The organism is Cupriavidus sp. F041 (genome assembly GCF_057814235.1).
In genome coordinates, this window is the sequence record NZ_JBVASY010000001.1 from 3126816 (window position 1) to 3139529 (window position 12714).

Sequence of the window (12714 nt, forward strand, 5' to 3'; positions counted from 1 at the left end):
CGGCCCAAGCGTGTACCCGCCTGCCGGCCGCACACCGGCAGGCGTCACCACAGCACCAGAGCGAGACGAATATGGACTTCAGTTTGAATGCCGCGCAGCAGGCATTGCACGCACCCGCGAGTTCATCGCGGAACACGTCATGCCGATGGAGCGCGATCCCAGGCAGACCGCACACGGACCCACCGAAGCGCTCCGCACGGAACTGGTTGCAAAAGCCCGCGCCGCTGGCCTGTTGACGCCGCACGCCTCGAAGGAAGCCGGCGGCCTTGGCCTGAGCCATGCCGACAAGGCGATTGTGTTCGAAGAAGCGGGGTATTCGCCTCTTGGTCCGGTCGCGCTGAACATCCACGCCCCCGACGAAGGCAATATCCATCTGATGGAAATCGTGGCGACGCCGGCGCAGAAAAAGCGCTGGCTGCAGCCGCTGATCGACGGGCACACACGCTCCTGCTTTTGCATGACGGAGCCGTCGCCAGGTGCCGGAGCGGACCCGTCCATGCTCCAGACTGTCGCGGTCCAGGATGGCGGCGACTACCTCATCACCGGCCGCAAGTGGTTCATTACCGGTGCCACGGGCGCCACCTTCGCCATCATCATGGCGCGCATGGAAGACGGCACGGCGACGATGTTCCTTGCCGACATGGACCAGCCGGGCGTGGAAATCGAGCGCCAGATGGATGCCCTCGACACCTGCTTCACCGGCGGGCATGCCGTCGTGCGGTTCGACAAGCTGCGCGTGCCGGCCACCGATGTCCTCGGCAAGGTGGGGGAAGGCTTTCGCTATGCGCAGTTGCGTCTCGCGCCCGCCCGCCTCACCCACTGCATGCGCTGGCTTGGCGCGGCACGGCGCGCCCATGACGTGGCGGCTGACTATGCGCGGCAGCGCCGCGCGTTCGGCCGTAGCCTGGTCGAGCACGAAGGCGTGGGCTTCATGCTTGCCGACAACGAGATGGAACTGCACATTGCCCGGCTGACCATCTGGCATTGCGCCTGGGTCCTGGACCAGGGCGAGAAAGGCCGGCACGAGTCAAGCCAGGCCAAGGTGATCTGTTCCGAAGCCCTGTGGCGCATCGTGGATCGCTCTGTCCAGGTGCTGGGTGGCAGCGGCGTAACCGACGAGACCATCGTCGCCCGCATTTTCCGGGACATGCGCGCATTCCGCATCTACGATGGCCCTTCGGAAGTCCACCGCTGGAGCATGGCGAACCGCATCGCGCGGGGATAGGAATACGGGCGTTTCCGTTGGCCGGAAACGCCCGTATTCTCCTGTCGGACTGTACGCAGAAGACCCGTGCGCGCTAGGCCATGCGCTCCGACAACCCCAGCGAGCGGCCGACAATCTCCAGCATGATCTCCGAGCTTCCCGCATAGATCCGCGACACTCGCGCATCGCGGTACATACGGCTGATCCGGTATTCGTCCATATAGCCGGCTCCGCCGTGGAACTGCAGGCAATCGTCGATCAGGCGATTCTCCAGTTCTGAAGTCAACAGTTTGGCCGAGGCGGCCGTCGGGGCGTCCAGCCGCCCGGCGTTGTGCTCAATGACCAGAGTGTCGATCCAGGACTGCATCGCGTCAAGTTCCGCATGCTTGCGCGCCAGTGCGAACCGTGTGTTCTGGAAAGCGCCCAGCGGACGGCCGAACGCACGTCGCGCCTTCACGTAGTCCAGCGTCAGGTCCAGCGCCACCTGCGCGTGCGCGACCGACTGGCAGGCACTGAGCAACCGTTCTTCCGCCAGTCCTTCCGCCAGGTAGCCAAGCCCCTTTGCGGGGTCACCCAGCAGGTTGGCATCCGGCACGAATACGTTGTCGAAGAACAGTTCGGCCGTGTCCTGCGCGTCAAGGCCAAGCTTGTCCAGCTTGCGCCCCCGCTCGAAGCCGGGCATGCCGCGTTCCACCAGGAAGAGGCCGAAGGCGCGTGGCTGGGCCGGATCGGTGCGGGCCACCACGATGACCGCATCGGCATTCAGCCCGTTCGAGATATATGTCTTCGTGCCCTGCAGCAGCCAGCCGCCGTCGGTTTTTCGCGCGCGGGCCTGGATGCCCGCCAGGTCCGAGCCCGTTCCGGGCTCGGTCATGGCAATGGCCAGGATGCGCTTGCCGCTTGCCGCATCGGGCAGCAGCCGCGCTTTCTGTTCATCATTGCCCAGGCGTGCGATGTATGGTGCCACCAGCCGTGAATGCAGCGTAAAGAACACGCCGATGTCGCCATGCCGGATCGTCTCCTCGTACAGGATCTGTTCGTAGCGGAAGTCCGCCATGCCGGCGCCCCCATACTGCTCAGCGGCCCACATCAGCAACAGGCCCTGCTCGCCGGCCTTCTCGAAGACGGTACGATCACAACACCCAAGCTTGCGCCAGGCATCGACATGCGGCGCAACCTCCTTGCGGATAAACCGTGCCACCGAGTCGCGGAACTGGTCGTGCTCGGGCTCGAAGATTCTTCGTATCGTGCTCATGCCGCCTCCGTGCGGTAGAACGGCTCGCCGCGCCGTGCGCGCTCGCGAAGGGCCTGCGTAGGCCGGAACCGGGAGCCGTACGCGTCGGCAAGCGCATCGCAGGCAAGCACGAAGGCGCGCACGCCAACGGTGTCGACCAGCGACACAGGCCCGCCAGTCCATGCCGGGAAACCGAGTCCAAGGATGGCGCCAATGTCTGCATCTTCCGGCGCCGAGATCACCCCCTCTTCCAGGCAGCGGACCGATTCCAATGCCTGGACATGCAGGAGACGCCGCTTCACTTCTCCCAGGCCGGGTTGCTGTCGCGCCGCTGGGTACGCTTGCGCCAGTCCAGGCCACAGGCGCTTCTTGCCGCCCTCTGGGTAGTCGTAGAATCCGCCGCCGCGCTTGCGGCCCAGCCTGTCAATGGCATTCATGCGGGCGATGACCGGCTGTGCGTGGATGCGGCGCAGCGGCTCGGGCACACCGTCCGCCTCGGCCTGCCTGACCACGTGCTGCTGCAGGTCCAGCGAAACTTCGTCCAGTACGGCCAACGGGCTCACCGCCATGCCGGCCATGCGGGCGGCGTTCTCGATCAGCGCCGGCTTGACACCCTCGGCAAGCATCGCCATCGCCTCGTCGACGTATGCGCAGAAGATGCGGCTGGTGTAGAAGCCCGGGCTGTCATTGACCACGATGGGCGTCTTCTTCAGCCGGGCAGCCAGGTCCATAGCGTGCGCCAGGGTTTGGCGCGATGTCCGCTCACCCAGGATGATCTCCAGCAAGGGCATGCGCTCTACCGGTGAGAAGAAATGCATGCCGATGAAGCGCTCCGGCCTGCCGGTGCCTGTGGCCAGGCTGGTGATGGGCAAAGTGGACGTATTCGAAGCAAAGATCGCCGTGGGCGACAGCACGGCCAGCGCACGGGCGATCACATCGGCCTTGACAGCGCGGTCTTCGAACACGGCTTCGATCACGAAGTCGCAACCGTCGAGGTCGGCGTAATGCTCCGTCGCATGAATCAGCTTGCCCGCGCGCTGCGCGGGCTCGCTCTGCGTCGTTGACACCCCCGCGCCGGTTGCCAGCTCCATGGCGCGGAGCCGGCCAGCAGCCGCTTGCTCGCGTGTGGCATCGAGCAGTACCACTTCGATGCCGGCCCGCGCGGCGGCAAGCGCGATGCCTGCCCCCATCATGCCTGCGCCGAGAATCCCGAGCCGCTGCGCCGACCCCTGGGGAATGCCCTGCGGACGGTGCGCAAGCCGCTCGTAGCGCTTGCGGTTGACGAACTGCGTGCGGACGAGGTTGCGTGCGACCGGGTCCGCAGCGAGCCGCGCGAAGTACTGAGCCTCGATCGCCATGCCGCGGTCGAAGGGAAGCTGCGTGCCTTCATAGACCGCCGAAAGAATCGCCAGCGGCGCCGGATAGTTGCCGTGCGTACGGCTGCGAACTTGTGCCATGCCGGTGTGGAAGCTGCGCAACGCATGCCCGGCCAGCGCGCCGGCGCCCCCTGGCACGCGGTAGCCGTCCCGGTCCCAGGGCTGGCGCGTGCCGCGATTGGCCAGGAGCCAGCGCTTGGCACGCATCACCAACTCTGCGCACGGTGCAATCTCATCCACGACGCCGAGCCCCAGCGCACGATCGGGAGCGAGGGTGGTGCCATCCAGCAGCAGCGGCAACGCGGCTTCAATCCCGAGCAGGCGTGGCAGGCGCTGGGTTCCGCCACCGGCCGGCAACAGGCCGACCCCGACTTCTGGCAGCCCGACGCGCGTATCGGGCGCATCCGACAGAACGCGGTAATGGCAGGCCAGGCAAAGCTCCAGCCCGCCGCCGAGCGCCGTGCCATTGATGGCGGCGGCGAACGTCTTGCCGCCGGTCTCCATGCGGCGCATGAAAAGGTTCTCGGCGACGAAACCGGGCAGCGCGCTTCGCCCCTGCGTCAGCGCCGCCTCCAGCCGCCCAAGCACCGCGTTGAGGTCGGCGCCGGCGAGGAAGCCGTCCTTGCCGGAAGTGATGATGGCGCCGACGATCGCGTCGTTGGCCAGCACGTGCTCGACCGCCTCGCTCATCCCAGCCGTCAAGGCCGGCGTATAGACGTTGACGGGCCGATCGGCGCAGTCGATTGTGATCAGCGCAATCCCGTCTTGATCGACGGAAAAGGAAATGGGCTTCATCAGTACGTTTCCTGATTTGGGATTCGGTATGGCTTGCACATGTTCCGCAAGTTAGACACGCTCGATCAGCGTCGCGGTGGCCTGGCCGGCAGCAGCGCACAAGGTAACCAGCCCACGGTGCAAGTCGCGACGCTCCAGTTCGTCGAGCAGCGTGCCCAGCAGCATGGCACCGGTCGCACCCAGCGGATGGCCCAGCGCAATTGCACCGCCATTGACGTTGACCTTCGCGTGGTCGATATCGAAGGCCCGCATGAATACCAGCGGAACGACGGAGAACGCCTCATTGACTTCGAAGAGATCGATGTCGGCTATGCGCAAGCCGCTGCGCGCCAGCAGCTTCTTCGTGACAGGGACCGGCCCCCCCAGGTTCATGTCGGGATCGCTGCCAAGCGCTGCAAAGTGGCGGATGCGGGCGCGCGGCCTCAGCCCGGCGCGTTCGCCGAACGCCTTGCTGCCGACCAGCACCACGGCGGCGCCATCGACAATGGCACTGGAGTTGCCGCTTGTGTGGATATGCTCGATTTGCTCCAGTTCCGGATAGCGCTGCAGGGCGATCGTGTCGAAGCCCTGCTTTCCGGTGCCGGCAAACGCGGGTGCGAGCTTCTTGAGGCCTTCCATGCTGGTCTCGGGCCGGACGGCTTCATCCCGCGCCAGGACGACGTCGCCGATCACGTTGCGCACCGGAATCAGCGATCGGTCAAAATGACCTTGCTTACTCGCATGCGCCGCGCGCTTCTGGCTCTCCAACGCGTAGGCGTCCACATCGTGACGCGTCAGGCCCTTCAGGGTGGCAATCAGGTCGGCCGCCACGCCGTTCGGCATGTAGGGAAACTGCCGCGTAATGGACGGATCGGTATAGATTGCACCGCCATCCGAGCCGATGGCCACGCGCGACATCGATTCGACGCCGCCGCCGAGGGCGGCTTCGATCTGGCCGGCCATGATCGCCGCCGCGGCCTGGTTGACCGTATCGAGGCCGGATACACAGAAGCGGTTGAGCTGGTAGCCCGGCACGCTCTCGCCGTAGCCCGCGGCCAGCAACGCGATGCGCGGCAGATCGGAACCTTGTTCGCCCAGGGGCATGACAATGCCCAAGCCTGTCTCCTCGATCAGTGTCGGGTCCAGCCCATGACGCTCGCGCAGCGCGCGCAGCGTCTGCGCGGCGAGCGAGACAGGCGTGATGTCGTGCAAGGCTCCGGTGTCGCGGCCCCTGCCGCGCGGCGTTCGGACGGCGTCATAAAGAAAGGCTTCATTCATCTCGATTCCTGGTCTGCATTTTTTCGGGCAGGGCGCCAAGCGTGCGCGCGGCCTCTGCGGCACCACATCTTTTGCGAAAGGATTATGTTGTGCCGCTCGGGCGACGCGCCTCGTTCAAAGGGATGAATATTCGTGGACGTTGGCTACATTGCCCGCCTTTTGTCCTGCTGCAAATAGCGACCCATGCACTTCGTCGACAGCTTCAGGCCCGGGCAGGCGTGCTCCATACAGGTCCGGGCTCCCACATTAAGGTCCGCTTGGCCGAGGCGGTGTCGGCAGACATTTCCCGGCGTCCACAAGAGGTACTTCAGCAGCCTGAACCGGTGCATGCCTAGGGTAAGTCCGTACTCGGATATTGTTAGGGCTGTAAGCATAATTGATTCGGGAGGTCCAGGTGCTCACGGCGCGACGCGTCGCGATGAGGAGATCCGCATGGCCGCGGCAACTGAAATGCCCGCGACCATGGCTTCTCGGGTGCGTGATGGCGTGGCGCCATTTCACGACGATCGCCGGGCTACCGCAACGTTGGAAACCTGTCTTGCAATCCGAACTTCAGCGCAGCTAAAACGGGATGCCGCGGCTAGTCAGCAACGGCCACTGACGAGGGAGGATCTGAGGAAGCCAGGGGATGCCGGAGTGATCCAATGGCGAGAGATGCGACTGGCACGTCGCTCATTCCGCTCGCGAACTTGCTCGATGCAAGCGTCAATTTATTAAAGAGGCAGGAATGCGGTTACTTTCGAAAACATACTGGAATGGTTCGTGGGTGAGGTTTCGGGAGCCAGTCGATACGTTTGCTACTTGCGAGCAGGTTACAGCCAACGCCAGCGATGGCGCGCAGAGCCGCGGTCTGTATTGGACGCCGAAAAGAAATCCACGTCCTCGCGTCGCAATCGTAGCGGCGCATCCGAGGGTGGATTTCAGCCAACACTACGCTTTTCCGGGATTGCTGCGCGCGGGATATGCGTGCCTCGGCGCTAATGTTCGTACGCTGAATAACGACATGACCTGCGTCCATGAGCAGATCATCCTGGATATTGCGGCACAAGTCCGGTGGTTGAGGGAGTGCCGCGGCGTGGAAAAAATCATCTGGCTGGGCAACTCTGGCGGCGGGTCGCTTGGTGGCTTCTACCAGTCGCAAGCGCAACTGGAGCCATCGAGACGGCTTGAATTCACACCAGCTGGCCGGCCGACCGCGCTACGTACTGCGGTGATGCCGGCCTTCGATGCCATGATCGTTTCAGCCGCCCATACTGGTCAAGGTCTGATATTGAACGAGACAATCGACCCCTCCGTCATCGACGAAGAGAATCCATTGCTCACCGAGCCCAGCCTCGACATGTATGACCCGATCAATGGGTTCAAGCCTCCGCCACAGTGGTCGCACTACAACTCGGAGTTCATCCAACGCTACCGCGCCGGGCAGTTGGCCAGGATTGCGCGAATCGACGCGAAGGCACGAGCGTTGGTCGCAGCGCAGAAGGAGGCGGAGCTTGCGACCACGGGGCCAATGTTCCCGGCACTGACGCTGGCACAGCAGCGTGCGATTCTCCGGCGCTCCGCATTCCAGCCGGTCATGACGATCTACAGAACCATGGCTAACCTGAACTACACGGATAACGCACTCGATCCCGGAGTCCGCGGCTATGGCAGCCTGCTCAGCGAACGCCCGGATCTGATGAACTACCAATTGCTCGGCTTTGCACGTGTGGTGACACCCGACGCCTGGCTCTCTACATGGTCTGGCTTGTCAAGTAATGCCAATTTCCTGAAGACCGCGCCCACGATCAAGCTACCGGTCCTGGTTATTCACGCAGGGCGCGATCTGGACTGCTACATGCAGACGCACTCCAAGGCGCTTTTCGATGCGTTCGGAAGCCTCGACAAGACATTGGTGAACTTCCCGGAGCATTTGCACTACTTCGAGCCCGATGAAGGCGAGCCCGAGAACGCGGGAGCCTTGGCCCAGACAGAAAAGGTAGTCCCGTGGGTTGAGTCCCGCATGCCGCTGTAGAAAGCGCTGCATGCGATGTCCCACTGGAGCGCTGGGGCCGGGTTAGGGGCGTTCTGCCCGATTACGTTGGCAACAGGCGGGGCAGGGGAGGTGCCTGAAAGTTGTCTCCAGTTCGGGATCACTTGAAGAAGACGTGAGGATATTCCCAAACACAGGCCAATCAGGTGGGAGAAAGAATGAAGGATCTTGTCAGTAGGAAGCGCCGTTTTATCTTGAGCGGGCTGAGCATTGCCGCGCTGGCATCGATGCAGAAGCCGGCAATGGCTCAACGCGGGACATGGCCGGATCACCCAATCAAGCTCGTGGTGCCAGTCGCCCCTGGCGGAGTTGCTGACGCTATCGCGCGCCGATTTGCAAAGAACATGGCGGAGCAGCTTGGGCAGCAGATAATCGTGGAGAATCGCCCCGGCGCCAGCACAATCATTGGAACCCTCGCGGTTGCGAAGGCCCCGCCGGACGGCTATACGATTCTCCTGGCACAGACCTCTCATATCCAGAATCCAATTCACTTCAAGAAGGTTGCCTATGATCCGATGAAGGATTTCACGCCTCTGGCCAGGATCGGACTAAGCGCAACGGTCGTTGCGGTTCGTCCCGATTTGGGCGTAAATAATGTCGATGAGTTTGTTAAAGCCGCTCGAGGTAAGCGCTGGAGCTATGGCGCAGGATCAACCGGACCGCAGGTGATCTTGGAGATTTTAAATAAGGAGAATGATCTGGGAATGACCGGGGCATTGTACAAAGGGGAGACTCCTGCCCTCACCGATCTACTTGGTGGTCAGATCGAGATGGGATTGTTCTCCGTGTTTGCTGCCAAGAGTTATTTGCTCTCAGGCAAGCTCACGCCCATTGCCGTTATAGGCGAAAAGAGAGTGGGTTCCCTGCCAAATGTGCCTACGTTTACTGAGCAAGGGCACAACGAGATGAGCTATGGGGGAGGCTGGTATGCCCTTATGGCCCCGGCGAACGTACCGCCGGAAATTGCTGGCCGTCTAAGCATGGCTATCAAGGCATTCCTCGACAACCCGGTCGAGCGCAAGTATCTGGAGGATATGGACGTCATTATATATTGGACTAATGGTGATGCTTTCGCGCCACAAATGAAGCGGGACATGGACGCTTGGCGGGAGATGGTAAATCGCTCCAAGGTTGTTATAGATCAATAGGAAGTCACATTGCGGTGTGAAAAATGGAATTTAATTTAACGTGAAATTACGGGAATTGAGATTTGATTGACGGTGTGTCCAATACTGCCGGGAAGAATCATGACAATGGAATTTGAAAAGAAGGCGGTGTTTGTAACCGGCGCGGCGTCGGGTATCGGGAAGGCGACGGCATTGGCATTTGCTGCTCGCGGTGCGCGGGTAGCTGCAGTGGACCGCAACAAGGAAGGCCTCTTGGAAGTAGTGGAGGCAATTGGGGCGATTGGAGCCGAAGCGCAGGCACTGCACTGTGACCTGACAGAAGCCGGCGCGGTACTTATGGCTGTGGAATCGACCGTTGCCAGCTGGGGATGCATTGATTGCGCAGTCAATGCGGCTGGCGTGGAGGGAGCGACCAGGAAGTTGCTGGAGGAGGATGATGATGATCTCTACCATCGCACCATGGACGTCAATGTCCGAAGTGTGTGGATTTGCATGAGGGGCCAGATTGCCCAGATGTTGACGCAGGAGGGCGGGGGAACGATTGTCAATGTCTCGTCGGGCGCCGGACTGGTTGGCTCCGCCCGTTCGGCCATCTACAGCGCATCCAAGCACGCCGTGATCGGTCTTACTCGTAGCGCCGCATTGCAGTATGCAAGAAGCGGTATTCGCATCAATGTCGTCTGTCCGTCAGGGGTGCGGACGCCGATGTCAGATCGCATAGTTGCGTCTTTCGGAGGCGCCGCACCTTCAGAAAACGGCGCGAGATATCCGCTAGCCCTACCTTCGCAAGCTCGGTGTTGTTCCGCGGCGGCACCGAGTCGGAATGCCGCGTAGATACTGGATTTCGCTTGATTCTTTGGCTCTGAGATGCTACATGAAAGAACATGCACATCTTCGAACGAGAAGTCAACGGCCATCGCTACCGTATTGCCGCGCAGTCGGTGTGGGACGCCGAGCGGGGCCGTTCCGTCGCACGCCAGGTCGTGCTGGGACCGGCCGAGCCGCCGCGAGTGGCGGATCTGAGCGCGACCCAGACGGTGGGCACGCGCGGGGTCGGCGATGTCGGAGCCTTGATCTGGGTGGCCGAGCAGCTGGACTTGGTCGGGCAGATTGATCGCGCGTGCGCAGGGGTTGGCGCCAAGGATGGCCCGTCGGTGGGTGAGTTGGCGGTGGCTGTGGCGATTCAGCGTGCGTGTGCGCCGGGACCCAAGTGCGAGCTGGGTGATTTTCTGGACGCGAGTTTGCCGCGGCTGTCGTGTTTGCCGGGGTCCGCGTTCACCGGCCAGGCCTTTCATCGCATCGCGCAGCAGGTGACCGATGAGCAGTTGGAGCAGGCTCAGGTGGCCATCGCGAAGGCCGCGGTGGCCCGCTTCGAGCTGTCCGCCGACGTGCTCGCGTTCGATACGACGAACTTCGATACCCACATCGACACGCAGACGCCCGGCGAACTGGCCCGGCGAGGCCACGCCAAGAGCAAGAGAAGCGACCTGCGTGTCGTAGGGCTTGGCGTCCTGGTCAGCGAGACCGGACATGTGCCGCTGTTGTATCGGACGTATCCCGGCAACGGCTCGGACCAGGCCGTGCTCGCGGCGTGCCTGGGTGGGTTGGCGCAGTTGCACGAGGCACTCGACAGCGGTGAGGGCCGCGCGCGGCCGGCGCAGCGCACGGTGGTACGGGACGGCGGGTTTTGGAGCCCGCAACTGGAACTCGATCTCGATGCCGCCGGCTACTACAGCCTCATCTCGTTGCCGCTGGGACACAAGGCCGCGGAGGAGGCGCTGCGGATGGCGGCGCAGCGCGGTGCCATGAAGCCGCTGTCAGGCAAGCTCAGCGACGTGCGGGCGGCGCGGGTTCGGACCACCGTCGGCGAGTTGGATCGCACGCTCGTCGTGGTGGAGAGCCAGGAGTTGCTGGCGGGCCAGAAACGCGGGATCGCGACGGCACTGCGCAAGGCGAAGGTGGAACTGAGCACGCTGGAGGAGTTGGTCCAAAAGGGCCGCATCACGCGCAGCCGGCTGGAGCTGCGGGTCAAGAAGGCGCTCGCTCGGGAACACCTATCGAGCTTCGTCGTGACCACCATCGCCGGCAGCGAAGCGGTACCGACCTTGCATTGGCACGTCGATGCCACGTTGCGCCGCGAACTGGAGAGAACGCGGCTGGGCAGGCGGGTGCTGTGTACGGATCGGCACAACTGGAGCACCGGGCGAATCGTTTCCGCCTTCCGAGGACAGTGGAACGTCGAGGAGCTGTTCCGCAGGGCCAAGAAAGGCGGCGTGGTTCCCTGGGGACCGTCACACCAGTGGGCAGATGGATCGTTGCGTCTGCACACCTTCGCGACCGTGCTCGGCCTGATGCTCGTGAGCTTGGCGAAGATTGCCCTGCGGACCGACGCCTCGGCCCGTCGCATGATGGAAGGACTGGCCGAGATCAAGGTGACGTTGGTGAGGACGAAGACCGGGGCGGCGGGACGACGGCCAACGGCAATGCTGGCGCCGGAGCTCACGGCCGAGCAGCGCCGCGCCGTGAAGGTTTTCGAACTGCAGCGGTGGGGACCAACGTTGTTTCATGTATGACCTGGGCGCCCGTTCAGCCACGATTGACGGGCAAGAACCGTCGATCCGGCCCCTTGCTTTGCGAAAGTAGCGCTAGGGCGATACAGCACACCGGAGGAAATTGCTTCGGGCATCCTCTGGCTGAGTTCGGCAGGCGCTGCCTCAGCGATTGGCAGCGTCATGGCAATTGATGCGGGTTACACTGCGGCTTAAGCCGGGCAGCCGGAGCTACTCCGCCTGGGCATCGGCACCGAGATTGTTGATCATCACGAGCAGCGCACGGCGAGTCGTCTCCACTTCCTTGGCTGGAATGCCATTCAGTGCCAATGCGTTGACTTCTTCGGCCAGCGGAACAAGCAGCTTCTTCAACTTCCTGCCCAGAGGCGTCAGGAACACGTAGATATTCTTGCGGTTGTCGGGCCGCTGCTGGAGGCTGACGTAGCCAAGTTTTTCCATGGCCTTGAGCGCAACGACCGTGGTGGGTTCCATCACGCCTGCCTCTATGCTGAGCTCGCGCTTCGTCAGGCCGTCGCGCTCCCATAGGATGCGCAGGAAGGTCCAGTGCCCCAATTGCACATCGTGGCGGGCAAGCCTCGTCTGTAGCGCTCGCAAAAATCCCCGCGTCGCGTCCTTGACGAGATGTGCCATTCGATCGTTGGGCACTGCTTCGTGCCAGTGCCGCAGCATGCGACTGGCAATTTCCGTATCTCTGGTGTTGCTCGGCATGGAAAGGTCCAGAAGCTCTTCAAGAGGAAGAGCGGATTATCGCAATCCCGGCTGTGGCATCGACCGCACGCCGGGGTCCGGCAGGACGCTGCATGCGGATGAAGGTATCGCCAGCGGGATTTGTTTATGAGCCTAATATTAACATCATGCCAGGGATGGGCTGCGCAGACATGGATCGGCAGGTGGAGATGGCGCGAGCGGGAGCAGCCATGCGGTTGGTCACATCGCTGTAGGCAGTGCCGGAGCGCGTCCCCGACATGCGTCGATACAGGTGCCAGGCGCGGAATCTGCTGTGGTCGCACAGGTAATGGAACGGTGCATGGCGGGGACGCCGATGCGTCCCCGCTCAAGAGCCGGCGGCAACCAGTTCGACCGCTGTGCCATGTAGGCCCGGAATTGGGCGCCGTGGAT

At 62.8% G+C, this 12714-nt stretch carries 9 protein-coding genes; 5 read left to right on the forward strand and 4 right to left on the reverse strand.

Going from position 1 to position 12714, the window contains the following annotated elements:
* The first annotated feature begins 139 nt into the window (after positions 1–139).
* Positions 140–1225, forward strand: a complete 1086-nt coding sequence (locus ACZY0R_RS14340; protein WP_488859016.1) for an acyl-CoA dehydrogenase family protein — start codon at positions 140–142, stop codon at positions 1223–1225.
* Between the two features lie 73 nt (positions 1226–1298).
* Here the strand turns inward: ACZY0R_RS14340 and ACZY0R_RS14345 are convergent, their stop codons facing one another.
* The 3 genes from ACZY0R_RS14345 to ACZY0R_RS14355 are packed head-to-tail and all read right to left on the reverse strand — an operon-like array spanning position 1299 to position 5866.
* Positions 1299–2459, reverse strand: a complete 1161-nt coding sequence (locus ACZY0R_RS14345) for an acyl-CoA dehydrogenase family protein (protein WP_488859018.1) — start codon at positions 2457–2459, stop codon at positions 1299–1301.
* Entirely contained in the window at positions 2456–4609 is a 2154-nt protein-coding gene (locus tag ACZY0R_RS14350) for a 3-hydroxyacyl-CoA dehydrogenase NAD-binding domain-containing protein (RefSeq protein WP_488859020.1), read from the reverse strand. Before ACZY0R_RS14350 ends, ACZY0R_RS14345 begins: the two co-directional genes overlap by 4 nt.
* A 51-nt stretch (positions 4610–4660) precedes the next feature.
* On the reverse strand, positions 4661–5866 hold the full coding sequence (locus tag ACZY0R_RS14355) for an acetyl-CoA C-acetyltransferase (protein ID WP_488859021.1): 1206 nt from the start codon (positions 5864–5866) through the stop codon (positions 4661–4663).
* Positions 5867–6779: 913 nt separating this feature from the next.
* On the opposite strand from ACZY0R_RS14355, the gene ACZY0R_RS14360 reads away from it, so the two are divergent.
* From ACZY0R_RS14360 to ACZY0R_RS14375, 4 genes are all read left to right on the forward strand, one after another.
* On the forward strand, positions 6780–7880 hold the full coding sequence (locus tag ACZY0R_RS14360) for a hypothetical protein (protein ID WP_488859022.1): 1101 nt from the start codon (positions 6780–6782) through the stop codon (positions 7878–7880).
* A 176-nt stretch (positions 7881–8056) separates the two neighbouring features.
* Positions 8057–9046 carry a Bug family tripartite tricarboxylate transporter substrate binding protein gene (locus ACZY0R_RS14365; protein WP_488859024.1) on the forward strand — a complete coding sequence of 330 codons (990 nt, stop codon included), beginning with the start codon at positions 8057–8059 and terminating at the stop codon, positions 9044–9046.
* A 99-nt stretch (positions 9047–9145) separates the two neighbouring features.
* Positions 9146–9859 carry an SDR family NAD(P)-dependent oxidoreductase gene (locus ACZY0R_RS14370; RefSeq protein ID WP_488859025.1) on the forward strand — a complete coding sequence of 238 codons (714 nt, stop codon included), beginning with the start codon at positions 9146–9148 and terminating at the stop codon, positions 9857–9859.
* A 50-nt stretch (positions 9860–9909) separates the two neighbouring features.
* Positions 9910–11598: an IS1634 family transposase gene (locus tag ACZY0R_RS14375; protein WP_488859026.1), complete on the forward strand. Its 1689-nt coding sequence runs from the start codon at positions 9910–9912 to the stop codon at positions 11596–11598.
* A 207-nt stretch (positions 11599–11805) separates the two neighbouring features.
* Here the strand turns inward: ACZY0R_RS14375 and ACZY0R_RS14380 are convergent, their stop codons facing one another.
* Complete coding sequence (locus ACZY0R_RS14380) at positions 11806–12303, reverse strand: MarR family winged helix-turn-helix transcriptional regulator (RefSeq protein WP_488859027.1); 498 nt, start codon at positions 12301–12303, stop codon at positions 11806–11808.
* Positions 12304–12714: the final 411 nt, after the last annotated feature.

Excerpts from the sequence above, each read along its gene's own strand:
- ACZY0R_RS14340 (WP_488859016.1), top strand. The coding sequence starts at position 140 with ATGCCGATGGAGCGCGATCCCAGGCAGACCGCACACGGACCCACCGAA.
- ACZY0R_RS14345 (WP_488859018.1), bottom strand. The coding sequence starts at position 2,459 with ATGAGCACGATACGAAGAATCTTCGAGCCCGAGCACGACCAGTTCCGC.
- ACZY0R_RS14350 (WP_488859020.1), bottom strand. The coding sequence starts at position 4,609 with ATGAAGCCCATTTCCTTTTCCGTCGATCAAGACGGGATTGCGCTGATC.
- ACZY0R_RS14355 (WP_488859021.1), bottom strand. The coding sequence starts at position 5,866 with ATGAATGAAGCCTTTCTTTATGACGCCGTCCGAACGCCGCGCGGCAGG.
- ACZY0R_RS14365 (WP_488859024.1), top strand. The coding sequence starts at position 8,057 with ATGAAGGATCTTGTCAGTAGGAAGCGCCGTTTTATCTTGAGCGGGCTG.
- ACZY0R_RS14370 (WP_488859025.1), top strand. The coding sequence starts at position 9,146 with ATGACAATGGAATTTGAAAAGAAGGCGGTGTTTGTAACCGGCGCGGCG.
- ACZY0R_RS14375 (WP_488859026.1), top strand. The coding sequence starts at position 9,910 with ATGCACATCTTCGAACGAGAAGTCAACGGCCATCGCTACCGTATTGCC.
- ACZY0R_RS14380 (WP_488859027.1), bottom strand. The coding sequence starts at position 12,303 with ATGCCGAGCAACACCAGAGATACGGAAATTGCCAGTCGCATGCTGCGG.